Raw genomic sequence first — 20,461 nt, 5'->3', positions numbered from 1 at the left:
AGAAAGGGATGTGACCCGTGGCACTTCGAGACTACCCCCAGCCGCGCAACGCGCAGCGCCTCCTGCGGCTGGCCGGCCTGACCCTGGGCCTGGCCGCGGCGTTCGCGGCGGCGCCCCAGGCGCGCGCGCAAACGGCGGAGCCCGTCGCCGTCCACGACTATCGCATCCCGGCCGGCCCGCTCGACCAGGCGCTGAGCGCGTTCGCCAAGGCGGGCGGCATCACGGTCTCGTTCCGGCCAGAAGACACCCGCCGGTTGAGCACGGCCGGCCTGGAAGGTCGGTATGGCGCGGACGAGGGCCTCGAGAAACTGCTGGCCGGCACCGGCCTGGTGGCCGTGCCGCAGGGCGGGCAGGGCTACGTGGTGCGCGCGCCCGGCGCCGCCGCGGCCGCGACCACGGCCTCGAATGGCGCGGCGAGCGGCGCCAACACGCTGGAGTCGATCCAGGTGAGCGGCGACTGGCTCGGCACGGGCCTGGAAAACAGCGTGCAGACCTTCGGCGGCGCCCGCACGCTGCTCAAGCGCGAAGACATCCAGAACAGCGGCGCCACCAGCGTGGCGGATGCGCTGCGCCGCGTGCCGGGCGTGCAAATCAGTGGCAGCACCAGCGCCAGCGGCAGCTCGGTGGGCCTGCACGTGGGCATCCGCGGCCTCAACCCGCGCAACTCCTTTCGCACCACCATGCTGCTCGACGGCATTCCGATGGCCATGGCGCCTTATGGCCAGCCCAACCTCGTGATGTCGCCCACGAGCCTGGGCAACATCGAGGCCATCGACGTGGTGCGCGGCGGCGGCGCGGTGCGCTACGGCCCGCAGAACGTCGGCGGCGTGATCAACTTCAAGACCCGCGCGATCCCGACCACCAGCGACATCACGGCAGACGCCTCGGCGCGCTACAACGTGTTCGGCCACGGCGGCACCAACACCCAGTACACCGGTTTCCTGGGCACGCAGTTCGACAACGGCCTGGGCGTGGCGCTGATGTACTCGGGGATGAACGGCGAGCAATGGCGCGACGCAAGCCACGACCGCTACAACGATGTCGCCCTGAAATGGCGTTATGAGCTCACGCCCAGCTCGGAGATCTACGGCAAGTTTGCGCACTACGACGTGAAGTCGATGACGCCGGGCGGCCTGACGGTGGCGCAGTACCGCGACGATCCGTTCCAGAACACGCACACGACCGATTACTGGAAGGGGCAGCGCGACCAGGTCGATGTCGGCTACCTGAATTCGATCTCGGAAACCCAGGAATTCGAGGCGCGCGTCTATCACTACGACAGCTCGCGCCAGAGCTCGCTCATCAACGCCGCGGCCAATCGCAACGATTTCCAGCCGCGCAACAACCAGGTGCTGGGCATCGAGCCGCGCTATACGCAGCGCCTGGAATGGGGCCCGACGACGCATGACGTGACGGTGGGCTATCGCTATATCAAGGAAACCGGCCAGGACCGGCGCTACGCCGTGTCGCTCGCGACCGGCCTGCGCACGGGCGCGGCCCAGGTGTTCGACAACGAAACCGAGGCGCAGTCGATCTATCTCGACGACCGCATCGCGTTCGGCCGCTGGCGCGTGACGCCGGGCGTGCGCTACGAACACATTCGCAGCAACCGCCAGCCCAGCGGCACCGGCAACGACACCCCGTTCGACGTGCGCAACAGCCGCGGCCTGCCGTCGCTGAACGTGGCGTATCTGGTGGACGACGCGCTCACGCTCTATACCAACTACAGCACCTCGTTCGGCGCGGTGCAGTACACGCAGCTGAACTCGATGTCGGCCACCAATCCGCTGAGCCCCGAGGTGGCCAAGACGCTGGAAGCCGGCATGCGCTACTCCGGTGAGCAGACGCACACCGAATTCACGGTCTTCAACCTGCGCTTCGACAACCAGATCCTGTCGATCCCCGGCACCAATCCGGCGGTGTTCCGCAACCTCGGCGCCACCACGCACAACGGCGTGGAATTCGCGATCGACTACGACTTCGACAAGGCGGGCCCGCTGGCCGGCCTGAATCTCTACGCCAACTACACCTACGTGCGGGCGATCCAGAAGTCGGGCGAGTTCGAAGGCAACGACGTGCCGTTCTATTCGCGCCAGACCGGCACGCTGGGCGGGCGCTACACCCGCGACCACTGGACCTTCAACCTCTACACCACGGCGCAGAGCGGCCAGTATTCCGACACGGCGAATACCGAGCGCGAAACGGCCGACGCCAGCAATGGCCGGGTGCCGGGCTTCAGCGTGTGGAACACGCAACTGAGCTACAAGCTGCCGCAGTGGAAGGGCAGCGAGGTGGCGGTGGGCGTGAACAACCTGTTCGATCGCCGCTACTACACCCGCAACGTCGACACCAACGGCGGCCGCATGGTTGGGGCGCCGCGCATGGTCTACGTGCAGGCGCGCCTGGCCTACTGATGGCGCGGCGCGTCTGGCTCGCCGGCCATCGCTGGCTCGCGCTGGGCCTGGGCGGGATTCTGATCCTGTCGGGGCTGACCGGGGCGCTGCTGGTGGTGGCGCGTCCGCTCGATCGGGCGCTGCATCCGGCGCTGTTCGTGGCCGAGGGCGATCCCGCGGCCCGGCCGCAGGCGTGGGAATCGCTGCGCCGCACGCTGGCGGCAGAGTTCGGGCCGCGTGCGTCCTTCACGTTCGGACCGCCGCGCGCGGCAGGCGAGACGCTGCAGGTGCGGGTGAGGGCGGGGCAGTGGCGCGGCACGCTGTACCTGGATCCGGCCAGCGGCCGGGAGCAGGGCAGGCGCGGCGAGCAGGAAGGCGTCGTCGCCATCGTCCATACGCTGCACAGCGCGCTGATGCTCGGCCAGACCGGCAAGGCCATCCTCGCGGTGACGGCGCTGGCCTATCTGGTGCTGATGATCTCGGGTCTCGTCGTCTGGTGGCCACGCAAATGGCCGCCGTCGCTGCGGATCGCCTTCGACAAGGGCGTGCTGCGCGCCTTGTTCGACCTGCATCGCAACGGCGGCGCGGTGCTGGCGTTGTTGCTGGCGGTGAGCATTGCCACCGGGGCCTACCTGGCCTGGCGGCCGATAGGCAACTGGATCACGCTGGCCGCGGGCGAGCAGCGCGTGCTGGCGCCGAGGCTGCCGGCCGCGCCGGAACGGCTGGCCACGCCGAAACCCTCGGCCGCGACGGGCGGCGGGCCTGCGTCCGCCTCGCTGGACGCCATGGCGGCGGCCGCGCTGGCGGCGTTTCCCGAAGGCCGGATCGGTTTCATCCTCTACACGCCCAATCTCGACCGGCCCATGGCGATCCGCCTGCGCGTGCCCGACGACCCCCATCCCAACGGCCGTTCCACCGTCTGGCTCGACCCGCGCGACGGCCGCGTGCTCGCCGCGCAGCGCTGGGATGCGCTCGATGCCGGCACCCGGATCAACTCGGTGGTCTATCCCTTGCACACCGGCGAGCTGTTCGGCGCGCCCGGCGAAGCCATCGTGGCCCTGGCAGGGCTGGCATTGGGTGGCGTGGGCATCAGCGGCATCTGGCTGTGGTGGCGCAGGCGGGCGGTGAAACAGCGCGCGGTGCGTACAGCGGCGGGCCGGCCCGGCGCCGCGACGCCACCGTAGTGGCGACGCCGCGCCCGACGAGGCCGCCGAATCGAAACGGCGTCAGTCCTTCGCGTAGCGGAACTCAGGCAGGGCGCGCAGGCTGTCCTTGGTCGCACCGTCCATCCGCAGCCGCTTGTCGGCCACCTGCAGATCCTTGAAGGGCACCGCGACGAGCCGGGTGCCGATGCCGAGGAAGCCGCCTACGGACAAAATGGCATACGGCTCCTGCGCCGGGCTCACGATCACGTCGTCGACCGTCCCGATCTGGTCCTTGTCGCCGTTCATCACCTCGGCGCCGATCAACTTGGAGGCGCGGTAGCCCGTGGCCAGCTCGACCACGTCAACGCGCTTGGCGGTGATGGACTGCGGCGCGCCTTGCGCCATCGCCGCGCCACCCGGCACGGCGAACGCCACGACGAGGGCAAGCGCGCAGCGGCGCACGGCATTCCGGGAAACGCTGGAGGTTATTTGCATGATGATCTCCCTGGGCAGGGTCAAGGCACGCGATAGCAGCCAAAGGCTGACCAATGCCGCGCAACGATCGAGGCAGCACCCCGAATCGCACGCCGGCAAAACTGCCCAGAGCAAGCGCCGGACCCGAACCGTAAGGACGACGGCATGACCAGGCAGACCAGGGCGCATTGAAGTACCAGCCGGACAGCAGACGGAGCAGGCCGAATCCCCAATCCATCCCTCCGCAACGTCCAACCTCTACTTTACATAATATACATTATGCGCATTTCGTCCCTGGGAGCAGAAGACGATCTCGACCCATCCCACCAAGCTTCTTACCCCTCGTACCTCGCAATCCAAAACAAAGGTGTCAGACTACATTTTTCGCGCCGCCGGCCGCCCAAACAAAGGTGTCAGACTGCATTTATCTGCGCAGGCGCGAACCCAACAATGGAGTCAGACTGCATTTTCCGATGCGCCGTCAGTCGCGTACTCCATGATCTGCGCAGTTGCTCCTCCTGATCGCGCTGCGTCAATGCCTGCCGGCAAGCGGTGCTGATCCTGCTCACCACGCATCACACCGCAATCCTTCGGCGTATCGCGCAATCGCGGCAACGCCACGGCCGCATTCCGCAGCCGCATCTCGCTGCAACGCCCACGACGTCTCCAAGAGCCATTCCCGGCTCCCGCCAATCGCGAGTCCAACGGCTCGACACGCAAAACAATGGAGTCAGACTGCATTTACAGCCCGCCGGCAGTCCCAAAAATTGCAGTCTGACACCTTTCCTCGGCCCCTGGCCTGCACCGGAAAATGCAGTCTGACACCTTTGTCTTTGTTTGGAATGCGCCCGCACGGACAAATGCAGTCTGACACCTTTGTTTGGTTCGGGGCTATGCAGATAAATGCAGTCTGACACCTTTGTTTTGGGTGGGACGGTGCGAGCTGCCGGGGGTGGGTTTGATGCACGTCAAGTGGGACGGGATGCGCGCGCGATTGAATCGTGTGGGGCGCTATATGTGGTGATAGATTGGCTCTCACCAACTACATATGGTGCCCACGATGAATCTGAAGCATATTCGCAAGCGTGACGGTCGCAACGTGGCGTTCGAGCCTGAGAAGATCGTCACTGCCCTGGCGGCGGCCGGGGCGGCTACGGGGGAATTCGAACTCGCGACCGCGCGGCGCGTGGCGCTGGACGTGGTCGAGGTGGTGGCGCAGACCCCGTTACCCGACGTGGAAGCGATCCAGAATGCCGCTGAAGAAGCCCTGGTGCGCGCGGGCTACTGGCGCACGGCGCGGGCCTACATCGTCTATCGCGAACAGCACGCCCGCCTGCGAGACATGAAGCACGCCATGGTCGACGTGGAGAGCGCCATGGAGGAATACCTGGACCAGCGCGACTGGCGCGTGAACGCCAACGCCAACCAGGGCTACAGCCTCGGCGGCCTGATCCTCAACGTCGCGGGCAAGGTCACGGCCAACTATTGGCTATCCAACGTCTTCGCACCCGAAGCCGGCCAGGCCCACCGCGATGGCGACCTGCACATCCATGATCTCGACATGCTGAGCGGCTACTGCGCCGGCTGGTCGCTGCGCCAGCTGCTGGTGGAAGGCTTCAACGGCATTCCCGGCAAGGTCGAGGCGACGCCGGCACGCCACATGTCGGCGGCGATCGGCCAGATCGTGAATTTCCTCGGCACGCTGCAGAACGAATGGGCCGGCGCGCAGGCGTTCAGCTCGTTCGACACCTACATGGCGCCCTTCATCCGCCGCGACGGCATGCGCTATGAAGCGGTGCGTCAGTGCATGCAGGAGCTGATCTACAACCTCAACGTGCCGAGCCGCTGGGGCACGCAGACGCCCTTCACCAATCTCACGTTCGACTGGACCTGCCCGGCCGACCTGCGCGAGCAGATCCCCTATGTCGGCGGCGAGGAAATGCCGTTCTGCTACGGCGACCTGCAGGCCGAGATGGACATGATCAACCGCGCCTACATCGAGGTCATGATGCAGGGCGACGCCAAAGGTCGCGCGTTCACCTTCCCTATCCCCACCTACAACATCACGCCCGACTTCGATTGGGACCACCCCAACACCGCCCTGCTGTTCGAGATGACGGCCCGCTACGGCCTGCCCTACTTTCAGAACTTCCTGAACTCCGACCTCGAGCCGCACATGGTGCGCTCGATGTGCTGCCGCCTGCAGCTCGACCTGCGCGAGTTGCTCAAGCGCGGCAACGGCCTGTTCGGCTCGGCGGAACAGACCGGCTCGGTGGGCGTGGTCACGGTCAACTGCGCGCGGCTCGGTTTTCTGCACGCGGGCGACGAGGCCGGCCTGTTGCGCCGCCTCGATCGGCTGCTCGCGCTCGGCCGCGACGTGCTGGAGACCAAGCGCAAGGTGGTGCAGCGCTACATCGACCAGGGCCTGTATCCCTACACGCGCCGCTATCTGGGCACCCTGCGCAACCACTTCAGCACGCTCGGCGCGAACGGCATCAACGAGATGGTGCGCAACTTCAGCGGCGACGCCCACGACCTCACCACGCCCGAAGGCCTGGCGCTGGCCGAGCGGCTGCTCGACCACGTGCGCGCCCGCATGACCGAGTTCCAGGAGGCCACCGGCCATCTCTACAACCTCGAGGCCACGCCGGCCGAGGGCACCACCTACCGTTTCGCGCGAGAGGACCGCAAGCGCTATCCCGCGATCCTGCAGGCGGGCACCGCGGCGCAGCCGTACTACACCAACTCCAGCCAACTGCCGGTCGGCCACACCGACGATCCGTTCGAGGCGCTGGCGCTGCAGGAAACGCTGCAAGGCAAGTACACGGGCGGCACCGTCCTTCACCTCTACATGAACGAGGCGGTCTCGTCGGCCGACGCGTGCAAGGCGCTGGTGCGGCGCGCGCTGACGAACTTCCGCCTGCCGTACATCACCGTCACCCCGACATTCTCGATCTGCCCGGTGCACGGCTATCTCTCCGGCCACCACGAGTTCTGCCCCAAGTGCGACGGGGAGCTGCTGGCCCGGCAAACCGCGTGCTGCGCGGCCGCGTAGCGCGCCACCACGCGCGGGCCGTGCGCCCGCGTTCTTTCAAGGAGCTCCATCCATGAATACCTGCGTCAACACCCCCAAGCCCGCGCTCGACGACAGCCAGCGCGTGCGCTGCGAAGTCTGGACCCGCGTGATGGGCTATCACCGGCCGGTGTCGTCCTTCAACACCGGCAAGCAAGGCGAGTTCAATGAACGCCGCTTCTTCGTCGAACAGCCTCGCTGAGCGCCCGGTGGCGGGGCCGCGGCGTGCGCTGGCTTCGCCGCCCTGCCCGGCCACCCGACCGCTGCCGCGCCACGCGCCCGCGATCGGCGGCTTCACGCCCTTCTCCACGGCAGACTGGCCCGGCACCCTCTCGGCCGTCGTCTTCATCGCCGGGTGCCCCTGGCGCTGCCACTATTGCCACAATCCGGCGCTGCAGACGCGCGGCGCCGACTACGACTGGCGCGACGTCCAACGCTTCCTGGCCACGCGCCGGGGGCTGCTCGACGGCGTCGTGTTCTCCGGCGGCGAACCGCTGTCCGAACCGCGCCTCTACGAGATGGTCGACACGGCGCGCGCGCTGGGTTTTCGCATCGGCCTGCACACGGCCGGCATCTATCCGGCGCGCCTGGCCGCCCTGCTGCCCGCGTTGGACTGGGTCGGCCTGGACATCAAGGCGGACGCCGCCGGCTACGACGCGATCACCGGCCGGCGCAACAGCGCCGGGCCCGCCGTGCAGAGCCTGGCGCACCTGCTTGCGAGCGGCTGCGACGCCGAATGCCGCATCACCTGGCATCCCGATTGGCTCGACGAACCCCGCCTGCTGGCGCTCGCCACCGAGCTGTCCGGCCGGGGCGTGCGCCGCTTTGCCGTACAGAACGCAAGAACCGACGCCACCCGCGCCGCGCCGGCGCGCCTGAGCACGCCCATGCAGCACGCGCTGCGTGCCCTCTTCCCCACCTTCGAATGCCGATGACACATCCCCAGCACGATCAGCCCGGGCCCGTTGCGCCCGCAACCGCTTTCCCGGAGGCGCCCATGAACCGCCCGAACTCCCTGCGTCTGGCCGGCCGCGACCTGCTTCCCATTGTCCAGGGCGGCATGGGCGTGGGCGTGTCGGCCCACCGCCTGGCCGGCGCCGTCGCACGCCAGAACGCCGTCGGCACGATCGCCAGCGTCGATCTGCGCCACCACCATCCCGACCTGCTCGAGCGCACGCTGCGCTGCCGTGACCGCGACCTGATCGACGCCGCCAATCGCGAGGCGCTCGACCGCGAGATCCGCGCCGCGCTCGCGCTGGCCGAGGGCCAGGGCCTGGTCGCCGTGAACGTGATGAAGGCCGTGCGCGACAACGCGGCGCTCGTGCGCCAGGCCTGCGACAGCGGCGCCCACGCCATCGTGATGGGCGCGGGCCTGCCGATGGACCTGCCCGAGCTCACGGCCGACCATCCGAAGGTCGCGCTCATTCCGATCCTGTCGGAAGCGCGCGGCGTGGCCGCCGTGCTGCGCAAGTGGCTCAAGAAAGGCCGCGTGGCCGAGGCGGTGGTGATCGAGCATCCGGGACATGCGGGCGGGCATCTGGGCGCGGCGCGCATCGAAGACCTCCAAGACGCGCGCTTCGATTTCGCACGGGTGCTGGGCGATTGTCTGCAGGTTTTCCGCGACCTGGGCCTGGGCAAGGACGCACCCCGGCTCATCGTGGCGGGCGGCGTGGGCAGTCACGACCAGGTGCGGCACTGGCTCTCGCATGGTGCCGACGCCGTGCAGGTGGGCACCGCATTCGCGGTGACGCAGGAAGGCGACGCGCACGAGAACTTCAAGCGCGTGCTGATCGACGCGGAGCCCGAACAGATGGCCGAGTTCGTCAGCGTGGCGGGCCTGCCGGCGCGCGCCGTGAATACGCCCTGGCTGGCGCGCTATCTCAAACAGGAAGCCGCGCTGCAGGCCGGCACGCGCAATGACCCGCGCCGCTGCAGCCAGCGCATGGATTGCCTCAGCACCTGCGGCCTGCGCGACGGCATCGCCCGGTTCGGCCAGTTCTGCATCGACCTCAAGCTCGCGGCCGCCTTGCGCGGCGACGTCGGCCGGGGCCTGTTCTTTCGCGGCGCGTCGACCTTGCCGTTCGGCAAGGCCATGCGCTCGGTGCGCGAGCTGATCGACCACCTGCTCTACGGCACCCTGCCCGCCGCCTGAGGGCCTGCGGCGTCGGGCGCGCCCAGCGCGGCCAGTTCCTCGGCCAGGCCGGCCTCGAGCTGCCGCGCGGCGCGGCCCATGCCGCGATTGAGGGGCCACACGATGTCCAACGACAGCGTGCGCTCGATCGCCACCGGCACCACGTGCAGGCCGTGGCGCCGCGCGTACAGGCCGCTCAGGCTGTCGAGGATCGCCACGCCCAGCCCGCGCTCGGCGAAGGCGCAGGCCGCCGAATACTGGTTGACCTCGATCACCGGCTCGAACACGAGCTGCGCCGCGTCGAAATGCTGCGCGGTGAGCGCGCCGACCTGGAGGTGGCGGCTGAGCGAGATGTAGGGCACCCGCGCCAGCTCGCCAAGCGACAGCGTAGCGCGCGCCGCCAGCGCATGGTCCGCGCGCATCACCGCGTTGATGCCGAGCCGGCCCAGCGTGCGCTGGCCGACGTTGGGCAGCACGGCGTTGCCGATCACCACGCCGATGTCGATGCGCTCGTCGGCCGCCAACCCCGCCACGCCCAGCGTCATGTCGGTGCGCACCGACACCCGCAGCCCGGGATCCTGCGCCTGCACGCGCGCGATGGCGCCGGGCAGGATGCTGGCGCCCACGGCGGCCACCGCGCCCACCTGCAGCCGCAGCCGGCCGCTGCCGCGCATGCTGGCCGCCATGCGCTCCGCGTTGTCCATCGCGGCCAGCGCGGTCACGATCTCGGGCAACAGCATGCGCGCCTCGGCGGTCAGCGCGAGCCGGCGCTTCTCGCGGGTGAACAGCGCGAAGCCGAGCTTGTTTTCGAGGGCTTTGAGCATGGCGCTGGCGGCCGGTTGCGACATCCGCGTCGCCGCCGCGGCCAGCGTCACCGAGCCCGTGCGGGCCACGGCCTCGAACAGCGACATCTCCCGTTGATTCATGCCGGCTTCCCGTGACACGTCATATCGCTTCCCATATGAAACAACGCAATTTATATATTTGATCATATCAATGGATCCGTCCGACACTTGCCGCACATAACGATGCACGCCAGCGCCGGGCCCGCCCGCAGCGCCTGGCGGCGCTCACTTCAGTGAGGAGACCATGTCGCAACGCAAGCTGCTTTCCCTGTTGTGCGCCGCCGGCCTGACGGCCGCCCTGGCCGCGCCGGCCCACGCCGAACCGGAGGCGCCGGGTGGCGCGATCCGCGTCGTGGTTGGCGCCCCGCCGGGCGGCGCGCCCGACACCGTGGCGCGCATCGTGGCGCAACACATGAAGGTGGACGGCCGCGCGGTCATGATCGAAAACAAGAACGGCGCGGCCTCGGTGATCGCGGCGCAGTACGTGGCGCGCGCACGGCCCGATGGCGCCACGCTGCTGCTCGCGAGCCAGACCGCCATCGCCGTGGCGCCCACGCTGCAGAACGTGACCAGCTTCGATCCGCTCAAGGACTTCACCGGCGTGGCGCTGATCGGCAGCGCGCCGCAGGTGCTCCTGGCCGGCCCGCTGCTCAAGGCGAATTCGGTGCCCGAGCTGATCGCCCAGGCCAAGGCCAAGCCCAACGAGATCGACTTTTGCTCGGGCGGCATCGGCACCTCGCCCTACATGACCGCCGTGTTGTTCGCGCAGACCGCCGGCATCGAGTTGCACAGCATTCCGTTCGCCGGCGAACAGGCCTGCATCACGGAGATGCTGGCCGAGCGCCTGCCGTTCATGTTCGCCAACGCCTCCACCGCCCTGCCCTACATCCAGGACAAGCGACTGCGCGCCCTGGCCGTGACCAGCACGCAGCGCGCCGCCTTCGCGCCCCAGCTGCCCACCGTGTCGGAGGCCGGGTTGAAGGACTTCGAGGTATCGACCTGGCTCGGCCTGATCGCCCCGGCGGGCACGCCGCCCGCCATGGTCGAGAAGATCAACGCCGAGGTGCGGCGCGTGCTCGAGCTGCCCGACGTCCGCGAGAAGCTGGTGGCCCAGGGCTATGCGCTGTCGGACTTCAGCCCCGCGGCGTTCACCCGCTATTACCAGGCCGACCGCGAAAAGTGGATTGCCGTGATCGACAAGGCCGGCCTGAAGAACGCACGCTGAGCGGCGCCGGGGCGCTGACCGCGCCCCGGCATGCCGACCCCGACGACCCCGGGCCGCGCGCGGCCCGCTGACGAGACGCTTCCCCCATGAGCAGCAACCCGACCCTCGACGCCAAGGCCCGCACCGTTCTTGGCGTCACGCACAGCCCGGTGAACGCGCACGTCCCGCCCGGCGCCTGCGACTGCCACGTGCACATCTTCGGCCCCTTCGACAAGTATCCCCTGGCCGCCGACCGCGTGTTCACGCCCGGCCTGTCCACCACCGACGAGCTGCTCGCGCTGCACCGCGCCCTGGGCATCGAGCGCGCGGTGGTCGTGCAGGCCAGCCCGCAAGGCACCGACAACCGCTGCATGACGGATGCGCTCGCCACGCTGGATGCGGCCGGCCATGCTTCGCGCGGCGTGGCGGTGCTCGCGCCCGACATCGACACGGCCGGCCTGCGCGCGTTGCACCGGGCCGGGGTGCGCGGGGCCCGCGTCAATCTGCAGTCGTACGGCCAGACCAACCCCGACGTGGCGCGCCAGGCCCTGGCGCGCACCGCCGCACAGGTGGCCGATCTCGGCTGGCACGTGCAGATCTACACCACCCTGCCGGTGGTGGCGGCGCTGGCCGACGCGCTGGCGGCCTGCACCGTCCCGGTCGTCATCGACCATTTCGCGCTAGCCAGCGCGGTGCATGGCGTCGCGCAGCCCGGCTTCCGAGCCCTGCTGGACGTGATCCGCGCGGGCAACGTGTACGTGAAACTGTCGGCGCCCTACCGGCTCACCACCTGGGAGGACGGCCGGCCGCCGAGCGCCGCGCGGGAAGTTGCGCGCGCACTCATCGACACGCGGCTCGACCGCATGCTGTGGGGCACCGACTGGCCGCACAGCGGCGCCTGGCCCGGCCGGCCGCGCGAGCTCGCCACCAGCGAGCCGCTGCACCCGATCGACGACGGCCTGCAGCTCAACGCGTTCTGCGGTTGGGTGGACGCGCGCGAGCGGCAGGCCATCCTGGTCGACAATGCGGCCCGGCTCTACGATTTCGCGTGAAACGGCTCGCGTGACGGGATCGGCGAGCCGCCCGATCCCCGGGGCGACGCGCGGGCCTCCACCACGCGGCCCGGTATCGCGCCCGCCCGTGCGCGTCAGCCCCCCGGCAAACGCCGTGCACCAAAGCAAAGAGGCCGCTCGAAAGCGGCCTCTTCATCGTGCACGATGCTCGCGCCTCAGCGCGCTGCCTTCTTGAGCGGCGTGACGGCGGCGCCCTCGGCGGCCGTCACCGCCGGCGCACCCGCCGCATGGCGGTTGCGGTAGTCTTCGAGGAACGCCGCCACCCGGCCGATTGCGTCGCGCAGATCGTGTTCGTAGGGCAGGAACACCATGCGGAAGTGATCGGGGGCATGCCAGTTGAAGCCCGTGCCCTGCACCAGCATCACGCGCGTGGCCTCGAGCAGCTGGAGGAAGAACTGGCGGTCGTCCTGGATCGGATAGACCTTGGGATCGAGGCGCGGGAACATGTAGAGCGCGGCCTGCGGCTTGACGCAGGTCACGCCCGGAATCGCGCTGATGAGTTCGTAGGCCAGGTCGCGCTGCTTGCGCAGGCGGCCGCCCTCGCCCACCAGGTCGTTGATGCTCTGGTAGCCGCCCAGCGCCGTCTGGATGGCCCACTGGCCGGGCACGTTGGCGCACAGCTTCATGTTGGCCAGCATGTCCAGGCCTTCGATGTAGTCCTTGGCCGCGCTCTTGTCGCCCGAGACGATCAGCCAGCCGGCGCGATAGCCGCAGGCGCGATAGCTCTTGGACAGCGAGTTGAAGGTCAACGTCAGCACGTCGGTCGAGAGGCTGCCGAGCGCGGTGTGCTTGACGTCGTCGTACAGCACCTTGTCGTAGACCTCGTCGGCCAGGATCACGAGGCCGTGCTCGCGCGCGACCTCGACGATCTCCTTCAACACCGATTCCGGATACAGCACGCCGGTGGGGTTGTTGGGGTTGATCACCACGATGCCCTTGGTGCGCGGCGTGATCTTGCTGCGGATGTCGGCCAGGTCGGGGATCCAGCCGCGGCTCTCGTCGCAGAGATAGTGCACCGGCGTGCCGCCCGACAGGCTGGTGACGGCCGTCCAGAGCGGATAGTCGGGCATCGGCACCAGCAGCTCGTCGCCGTCGTCGAGCAGCGCGTTGGTGGCCATCGCGATCAGCTCGGAGGCGCCGTTGCCGAGGTAGATGTCTTCGAGCGTGACGCCCTTGATGCCCTGCTCCTGCGAGTAGTGCATCACCGCCTTGCGCGCCGCGAAGTTGCCCTTGCTGTCCGAGTAGCCCGCCGAATTCGGCAGGTTGCGGATCATGTCGAGCTGGACCTCTTCGGGAGCATCGAAACCGAACGCCGCCAGATTGCCGATATTCAGCTTGACGATCTTCTGGCCCTCGTCCTCCATCTGCTTGGCCCGATCCATGATCGGTCCGCGGATGTCATACAGGACGTGAGCCAACTTGCTCGATTTGTTGATGGTCTTCATAGACGGCGGCTGGGGTGGCAGCAGAAGGAGTTGGAGGCGAAGAATCGCGGCCGTGAGAGCGGGCGGGGCCGGACGGGACCGGCACTGCCGCGATCCCGGGTGCGACCGCACTGATGACATCATAGCCGAGCGGGCCGATTGCGGCGGCGGGAGCGCCGTGCCACGTCCGCGCGGAGGCCACTCGGTTGCGGCGCGGCCACAACCGCGCGTCATGTGCGGTTCAACCCTCCTCTCGGACCGACGTTCTGCCCGCGCTTCGCCCCGCTTTGCGCCCGGATCGAACGCGAACCGGCGGTTGCAGGGCTTCCGCTTGCCTGGCGGCGCTCTGGGCCACCGGCGCCGTCTGGGTCCGGCTGTGGGGCGCGGTCATGCGCGCCGCGGGCGTGCCGCGCGCCGGACTCGACTAGGCTCGCCCGCGCGCGCCACTCACGCGCGCAATCGCCAGGGCCGTGAGCAGCACCAGCACGGCCAATCCGACGAAGGCGTCGACCAGGCCCACGGCGTGCGCCACGTAGCCCAGCACCGCGGGCCCGGCCAGGACGCCGAGATAGCCCAGGATGCTGGCCGCCGCGATCGCATGCGAGGCCGGCATGATCTTCTGCTGACCGGCCAGCGAGAACAGCACCGGCACGACGTTGCCGCAGGCCAGGCCTGCCAGCGCGATGCCCGCGTAGACCAGCGGCAGCGCGCCGCTCAGGGCGGCCGTGGCCAGGCCGGCGGCGGTGCACACGAAGCCCGCCGTGAGCACCGCGCGCGGGCCGAAGCGGGCCACGATGCGGTCGCCGACAAGGCGGATCAGCGTCATCGCGCAGGCGAATACGGCATAGCCGGCGCCGGCCACACCCACGTGCACGCCCTTGGCCTGAGACAGCAGCAACGCGCCCCAGTCGAGCATCGCCCCCTCTGCGAGGAACATCACCATCGCGAGCAGGCCGATCACGAGCACCACGCCGCGCGGCACGACCAGCAGCGGCGCCTTGTCCACCGAGCGCGTGGCCAGGAAGCCGGGCGCGGCCACGATCAGGCAGAGCGCGATGATCACGCCGGCGCCCAGGGCGGCGGCGGCCGCCGAGGCGCCGGCCGCGATGGCGCCCGTCATGGCGGCCGCGCCGATCAGCCCGCCGATGCTGTAGAGCCCGTGGAATCCCGACATCAGGGGCTGGCGGGCGCGGTGCTGCACTTCGGTGCCGTGGATGTTGGCCGCCACGTCGATGGCGCCGATGGCCGCGCCGAACAGCATCAGGCAGACGCCCAGCGCCAGCGGCGTGTCGACCCAGGCCAGGGCCGGCAAGGCCAGCGTGAGCATCGCGCCCGCGGCAAGAATCAGCGCCTTGCAACCGAGCCGGCTGGCCAGCGCGCCCGCCCCCGGCATCCCGATCACGCCGCCCAGACCGAGGCACAGCAGCACCGTGCCGAGCGTGGCCGCGTCCGCCTGCAGGCGCTGCTGCGCAAACGGCACCAGCGGCGCCCACGACGAAAGCGCGAAGCCGGCGATGAAAAACGCCAGCTGCGTGGCCCGCCGGGGCCCCCTCAATGATTGAACCTGCTGCGCGTCGGACGGCCCTGCCTGCCCGCGCGCGGTGTCGACCTGCACCACTGCCACTCCTCGATACCCGATAACGCCAGCCCTCACCTTACCCGCGACGCGCCGGCGGTTCTGTCTACACTAAGCCGAATAATGTCGATAATCCGCCACACCCTCCGAAAAGGTGTCAGACTGCATTTTTGAAAAGGTGTCAGACTGCATTTTCATGAGCCGCCGTTCCGCCGATCCTGCCGCAAATCCTGCCGCCGATCCCCACGCCGACGCCGACCCCGACGTCGCCCCCGCGCCGGTCGTAGGCCGCACCGAGATCTGGCAGCCGACCGAGCAGCCGCCGCACGTGCACCGGCGCCACCAGCTGCTGTGCGCCACCCGCGGCGTGCTGCACGTGATGACGGCGGTCGGAGAATGGGTGCTGCCCAGCACGCGCGCGATCTGGATCAGCGCCGGCACCGAGCACGCCACACGCGTGCGCCGGCCCTGCCACACGCAGGTGCTCTACATCGATCCCGCCGCCTGCGACATGCCGCGCGAGACCTATTGCCTGGTGTTGGGCGTGTCTGCGCTCATGCGCGAGGTGGTGCATGCCTGCGCCGAGGCGCGCTGGGACTACCCGGCCAACAGCCCCGAAGCCCGGCTCGCGGCGGTGCTGATCGACCAGGTGCGCGCGGTGCCGCAGTCGCCCGTGGACCTGCCCTTCCCCAACGATGCGCGCGCGCTGCGCGTGGCGGAGATCCTGCGCCGGGAGCCCGCCAACCGCGAGCCGCTGGCCGCGTTGGCGGCGCGCGCCGGCGCAAGCGCGCGCACGCTGGAACGCCTGTTCCGTGCGCAGGCCGGCATGTCGTTCGGCGCCTGGCGCCAGCGCCAGCGGCTGCTGCTGGCGCTCGAACAACTGGCCTATGGCGAGAGCGTGACGAACGTGGCGCTGGAGGTCGGCTATGAATCGGCCTCCAGCTTCGTGGCCGCGTTCAAGGCCATGTTCGGCACCACACCGGCACGCTACTTCCGTTCTGCATGACGGGCACGTTGGTGGTCGTCCGTCGATCCTTCGTCGACTCCTTGTCGATCCCTGGTCGATTTCCTTCCGACACGATCACCGACGATACGCGCGCCATCAGACGCTCGTCCGCCCCACTTCGACTACGATCCGCACATGCGGCGCTCGGCCGCCCGTCCTCCGGGTCTCCATGGAATCCAACCGCTTCGGCGACATGCTCGCCTTCATCTCGGCCGTCAAGCACGGCAGCTTCACCGCCGCGGCCGCCGCGCTCGGGCTGACGCGTTCGGCCGTCGGCAAGAGCGTCGCGCGGCTGGAAGCGCGGCTCGGCGTGCGGCTCCTGCACCGCACGACGCGCAAGCTCGCGGTGACCGACGAAGGCCTGGTGGTGTTCGAGCGCTGGGTGCAGATCCTCGACGACCTGGACGAGGTCGACGCCACGATGGCGCAGCGCCGCGGCCAGCCCAGCGGCATCCTGCGACTCACCGCGCCGCTGTCGTTCGGCCAGCGCCACATCCTGCCGGTGCTCAACGCCTTCGTGAAAAAGTGGCCCGACCTGCAGGCCGACGTCTGGTTCACCGATCGCTACGTGGACCTGATCGAGGAGGGCATCGATGTGGCCGTTCGCATCGGCGGCGTGAAGGACGACGCGCGCATTCTGTCGCGCACGATCGGCGGCCAGCAGTTCGTGACCTGCGCCTCGCCGCAGTACCTGGCCGACAAGGGCGTGCCGGCCACCCCGGCCGAACTGGCGCAGCATGACCGCATTTTCTTTCTCAGCGGCCAGCGCCCGATGCCGTGGCGCTTTCAGCATGCGGGCGTGCTCGAGATCTGCGACGGTCCGGGCCGCATGAACATCGACAGCTCGGAGGCGCTGCGCGCCGCCGCGCTGTCCGGGTTCGGGCTGATCCACCTGCCCACCTACATCACCGGCAACGACCTGCGCCGCGGCGACCTCGTCGAGGTGCTCGAAGCCTATCGCCCGCCCGCCGACCCGATCCGCCTGATCTACCCGAGCAAGCGCCACCTCTCGCCACGCACCCGCGCGTTCATCGACCTGCTGGTGGCGTGTTGGGAGGACGGCGTGCCGTGGGAGAAGATGAGCTAGCGCCGCCCCACCCATAAAGGTGTCAGACTACAATTTCGGCCGAAAAATGCAGTCTGACACCATTGTTGGAAATTGCAGTCTGACACCTTTGTTTTGGGCGGACTGGAAAATGTAGTCTGACACCTTTGTTCGGGTCGGCCGCGCGCGGACCGGACCCTCTCCTGCCCTGCCCTTATGGTTGCCTCCACCCTCGTCGGCATGCTGTGCGCACATCTGCTGTGCTTCTCGGGCATGTTCCTGCTGATCAGCCGCCGCCTGCCGGGCAACAGGATGGGGATGGACTTCTTTGCCGTGGGCAATCTGTTGCTGGCGCTGGCCTACATCCTCCAACTATTGGAGGGCGGTCCGGCGTGGAGCGCGATGAGCGTGCTCAATCACACGCTGACGCTGGCGGCACCGATCGCCTACTGGCTGGGCGCCATGCGTTTCTTCGGGCGCCCGGTGCGGCTGTGGCTGCCGCTGCTGGCGTTTTCCGTGGCCTACGCGCTCGCGCAATGGCTGGTGCAGGAAACCGCCGGCCCCGCGGCCCGCTACGCGATGCTCGCCGCGATGGCGACCCTGCTGTTCTTCGTGATGGCGCTCACCGTCATCTACGGGGTGCGGACCTTTGCCAAAGACCTGTACGGCGAGATGTTCTTCTTCGCCCTGCTGATCGGCGGCATCTGCGTGTTGAACGCGCTGAAGTTTCTGAAGATCCTGGACGGCGGTCTGGACGCGCTGCAGATGGACAGCCGCTTCCAGATGATCTTCTACATCTATATGTCGACGCTGGCGACCATCCTGCCGCCCGCGATCGTGTGGCTGGTATTGCGGCGCCTCACGGACAGCCTGCGCAACATGGCGGCGCGGGATCCCATGACCGACCTGCTCAACCGCCGCGGCCTGCAGGATGCGCTCAAGCGGTATTTCGACACCCGGCACGCGGCGCCCGCCTGTCTGCTGCTGGTGGACGTGGACCATTTCAAGCTGATCAACGACGGCCACGGCCACCAGGCCGGCGACGAGGTCATCTGCCACATCGCCAATCTGCTGCGCGCCACCGTGCGCCGGGGCGACCTCACGGGCCGCATCGGCGGCGAGGAGTTCGTGGCGGTCGTGCTGGAGACGCAGGGCGCCGAGGCCCTCGCACTGGCCGAGCGGCTGCGCGCCAGCGTCGAACACCAGGCCATCCAGGTCACGGGCGCCGACGCCCCCTTGCGCTGCACGGTGACCATCGGCGTCTCGGCGCCGTTCCGCGGTGCCGATGGCCTGGAGGACGCCCTCAGGCAGGCCGACGCCGCGCTTTACCGGGGCAAGAAGACCGGGCGCAACCGGATCGAGAGCGCCGCCGTCGAGGTCGAGGTCGCGGGCCACAGCGCGGTCATCGCCGCGATGCCCTCCTGAGCCGGCTCGGTCCCGGCCGAAAGGCGTCGCGCACGGCGCGCAAAAGCGGCCGCAACGATCTTTTCGTCCCTGGGCGTCACGGTGTCGTCGTCGTGCACTGCGCTTGCCCATCCTGACCACGGCGTGCCCGTTCCGGCGCGGCTTGAATGCCGGCCTCTCAGGCAGGGTGAACGTCGCCGCGCGCTCGCGGGTTCCGACGACGGCTACCCACCGCGGCTCCGCCGCCGGCCCCCGCTCCCCAGGGCTGATTGGGGAATCTGGTTCCCGAGTGTCGGGCGTGATCGTGGGTTTATCCCCGCGGCGGATTCAATCAGACTGTCACAGTTCCCTGACCGATCCGCATGCCATGGCTGCTTTCTCCCTCGCCGCTCCCCCGCCCATCGACCGTGCCGACCCCGCCGGCTTCGGCCGGCTGTTGCGGCCCGCCGCGCTGACACCGCGCCGGTTCCCGCCGCTCGACACCCCTCCCGCACGCCCGACGCCAGCCCAGGTCGACGGCCTGGCCGGCTCGCTGCCGCCGGATTTTCCGGCGCACGGCTGAGGCGACGTCATGCCAACCCTCCTGAGCCCGTTCGAACTCGGCGGCCTGGCGTTGCCCAATCGCGTGGTGATGGCGCCCATGACGCGCGCCCGCTCGCCGGACACGTTGCCGGCGCAGAGCATGGCGCGGTACTACGCGCAACGCGCCAGCGCCGGGCTCATCGTCACCGAGAGCACCCAGGTGTCGGCGCAGGGCCGCGGCCAGCGCGATACGCCGGGCATCCATACCGCCGCACAGATCGCCGGATGGCGCACGGTCACTGACGCGGTGCATCGGGCCGGCGGCCGCATCGTCGTCCAGCTCTGGCATGCGGGCAGGCTGTCGCACGGCAGCCTGCTGCCGGCCGGGCACGCGCCCGTGGGCCCGGTGGCCGTGGCCGCCGACGGTGCGACGGTGCATGGCTACGGCGCCGACGGCACGCCGGCGCAAGTGCCCGTGGCCACGCCGCTGGCGCTGGACCTGGCCGGCATGCGCCGGGTCATCGCCGAGTTCCGCGAGGCCGCGCGCAATGCGGTCGCGGCCGGCTTCGACGGCGTCGAGCTGCACGCCGGCAACGGCTTTCTGTTCGAACAGTTCATCAACGCGGGCCTGAACACCCGCGAAGATCCCTACGGCGGCGCGCCCATTGCGAACCGCTTGCGACTCCTGCTCGAGACGGTCGACGCCGTGGTCGACGCCATCGGCCGTGCCCGCGTGGGCGTGCGCATCACGCCCTTCGGCCACCTCGGCGGCCTCGGCCCCTTCGATGCCGAGAAGGCGACCTGGCTGGGCCTGGCCGGGGCCCTGTGCCAGCGGCGCATCGCCTACCTGCACGCCAGCGACCTGGGTCCGGCGGCCTTCCAGCGCGATCTGCGCAAGACCTTCGGCGGCGCGTTCATGCTGGCGGGCGGCTACACCCCGGCATCGGCAAGCGCGGCCATCGCGGCCGGCGCCGCCGATCTGGTGGCGTTCGGCCGGCCCTACATCGCCAATCCCGACCTGGTCGCCCGCATCCGCCACGACTGGCCGCTGGCCGAGGCCGGCAAGGAGGCCTTTTATGGCGGCGGCGAGCGCGGCTACACCGACTATCCCCCCTATTCCGCGAGCCGGACCGCTGCCTGACGCAG

General features: G+C 69.3%; 17 protein-coding genes. 13 read left to right on the top strand and 4 right to left on the bottom strand.

Going from position 1 to position 20,461, the window contains the following annotated elements:
• Positions 1 to 17: 17 nt before the first annotated feature.
• On the top strand, positions 18 to 2,414 hold the full coding sequence (locus CEG14_RS10370; RefSeq protein WP_094826291.1) for a TonB-dependent siderophore receptor: 2,397 nt from the start codon (positions 18 to 20) through the stop codon (positions 2,412 to 2,414).
• Positions 2,414 to 3,577, top strand: coding sequence for a PepSY-associated TM helix domain-containing protein (locus tag CEG14_RS10365; RefSeq protein ID WP_094826290.1), 1,164 nt, complete (start codon positions 2,414 to 2,416; stop codon positions 3,575 to 3,577). Before CEG14_RS10370 ends, CEG14_RS10365 begins: the two co-directional genes overlap by 1 nt.
• A gap of 42 nt (positions 3,578 to 3,619) precedes the next feature.
• Here CEG14_RS10365 and CEG14_RS10360 read toward each other — a convergent pair whose 3' ends face one another.
• Complete coding sequence (locus CEG14_RS10360; protein ID WP_094827483.1) at positions 3,620 to 4,033, bottom strand: PRC-barrel domain-containing protein; 414 nt, start codon at positions 4,031 to 4,033, stop codon at positions 3,620 to 3,622.
• Positions 4,034 to 5,072: 1,039 nt separating this feature from the next.
• Between CEG14_RS10360 and CEG14_RS10355 the strand changes: the two genes are divergently transcribed.
• The 4 genes from CEG14_RS10355 to CEG14_RS10345 all read left to right on the top strand — a co-directional run bounded on the left by CEG14_RS10355 (position 5,073) and on the right by CEG14_RS10345 (position 9,237).
• A complete protein-coding gene (locus tag CEG14_RS10355; RefSeq protein ID WP_094827482.1) occupies positions 5,073 to 7,067 on the top strand; it encodes a ribonucleoside triphosphate reductase in 1,995 nt (664 codons plus the stop codon).
• Between the two features lie 52 nt (positions 7,068 to 7,119).
• Positions 7,120 to 7,287 carry an anaerobic ribonucleoside-triphosphate reductase gene (gene nrdD, locus CEG14_RS25690; protein ID WP_143277191.1) on the top strand — a complete coding sequence of 56 codons (168 nt, stop codon included), beginning with the start codon at positions 7,120 to 7,122 and terminating at the stop codon, positions 7,285 to 7,287.
• Positions 7,253 to 8,020: an anaerobic ribonucleoside-triphosphate reductase activating protein gene (locus tag CEG14_RS10350; RefSeq protein WP_094826289.1), complete on the top strand. Its 768-nt coding sequence runs from the start codon at positions 7,253 to 7,255 to the stop codon at positions 8,018 to 8,020. The genes nrdD and CEG14_RS10350 overlap by 35 nt, the downstream gene beginning before the upstream one ends.
• 62 nt (positions 8,021 to 8,082) lie before the next feature.
• A complete protein-coding gene (locus CEG14_RS10345) occupies positions 8,083 to 9,237 on the top strand; it encodes an NAD(P)H-dependent flavin oxidoreductase (RefSeq protein ID WP_094826288.1) in 1,155 nt (384 codons plus the stop codon).
• Here CEG14_RS10345 and CEG14_RS10340 read toward each other — a convergent pair.
• Positions 9,213 to 10,142 carry a LysR family transcriptional regulator gene (locus tag CEG14_RS10340; protein WP_179280576.1) on the bottom strand — a complete coding sequence of 310 codons (930 nt, stop codon included), beginning with the start codon at positions 10,140 to 10,142 and terminating at the stop codon, positions 9,213 to 9,215. The two genes, CEG14_RS10345 and CEG14_RS10340, sit on opposite strands and share 25 nt — an antisense overlap.
• Before the next feature lie 163 nt (positions 10,143 to 10,305).
• On the opposite strand from CEG14_RS10340, the gene CEG14_RS10335 reads away from it, so the two are divergent.
• The gene (locus CEG14_RS10335) at positions 10,306 to 11,286 is read left to right on the top strand and encodes a tripartite tricarboxylate transporter substrate-binding protein (protein WP_094826286.1); all 981 of its coding nucleotides are present in this window, start codon (positions 10,306 to 10,308) and stop codon (positions 11,284 to 11,286) included.
• 86 nt (positions 11,287 to 11,372) lie between these two features.
• Complete coding sequence (locus CEG14_RS10330) at positions 11,373 to 12,317, top strand: amidohydrolase family protein (RefSeq protein WP_094826285.1); 945 nt, start codon at positions 11,373 to 11,375, stop codon at positions 12,315 to 12,317.
• Between the two features lie 176 nt (positions 12,318 to 12,493).
• Here CEG14_RS10330 and CEG14_RS10325 read toward each other — a convergent pair whose 3' ends face one another.
• Both CEG14_RS10325 and CEG14_RS10320 read right to left on the bottom strand, forming a co-directional pair.
• Positions 12,494 to 13,783: a pyridoxal phosphate-dependent aminotransferase gene (locus CEG14_RS10325; protein WP_094826284.1), complete on the bottom strand. Its 1,290-nt coding sequence runs from the start codon at positions 13,781 to 13,783 to the stop codon at positions 12,494 to 12,496.
• A 403-nt stretch (positions 13,784 to 14,186) separates the two neighbouring features.
• Positions 14,187 to 15,380, bottom strand: a complete 1,194-nt coding sequence (locus tag CEG14_RS10320; RefSeq protein ID WP_094826283.1) for an MFS transporter — start codon at positions 15,378 to 15,380, stop codon at positions 14,187 to 14,189.
• 154 nt (positions 15,381 to 15,534) lie between these two features.
• On the opposite strand from CEG14_RS10320, the gene CEG14_RS10315 reads away from it, so the two are divergent.
• The 5 genes from CEG14_RS10315 (at position 15,535) to CEG14_RS10300 (ending at position 20,456) form a co-directional block, all read left to right on the top strand.
• Positions 15,535 to 16,344, top strand: coding sequence for an AraC family transcriptional regulator (locus CEG14_RS10315; protein WP_094826282.1), 810 nt, complete (start codon positions 15,535 to 15,537; stop codon positions 16,342 to 16,344).
• A gap of 169 nt (positions 16,345 to 16,513) precedes the next feature.
• On the top strand, positions 16,514 to 17,431 hold the full coding sequence (locus tag CEG14_RS10310) for a LysR family transcriptional regulator (RefSeq protein ID WP_094826281.1): 918 nt from the start codon (positions 16,514 to 16,516) through the stop codon (positions 17,429 to 17,431).
• A gap of 174 nt (positions 17,432 to 17,605) precedes the next feature.
• Complete coding sequence (locus CEG14_RS10305) at positions 17,606 to 18,814, top strand: GGDEF domain-containing protein (protein WP_094826280.1); 1,209 nt, start codon at positions 17,606 to 17,608, stop codon at positions 18,812 to 18,814.
• A 346-nt stretch (positions 18,815 to 19,160) separates the two neighbouring features.
• Positions 19,161 to 19,355, top strand: coding sequence for a hypothetical protein (locus tag CEG14_RS25685; protein ID WP_143277190.1), 195 nt, complete (start codon positions 19,161 to 19,163; stop codon positions 19,353 to 19,355).
• A gap of 9 nt (positions 19,356 to 19,364) precedes the next feature.
• Positions 19,365 to 20,456 (top strand): alkene reductase, encoded by a 1,092-nt coding sequence (locus CEG14_RS10300; RefSeq protein WP_094826279.1) that lies wholly within the window; start codon positions 19,365 to 19,367, stop codon positions 20,454 to 20,456.
• Positions 20,457 to 20,461 lie beyond the last annotated feature (5 nt).

Origin of the sequence: Bordetella genomosp. 1 (genome assembly GCF_002261335.1) — a bacterium.
Taxonomy (GTDB): Bacteria; Pseudomonadota; Gammaproteobacteria; order Burkholderiales; family Burkholderiaceae_B; genus Bordetella.
This window is presented reverse-complemented; position numbering and strand designations above follow the sequence as displayed.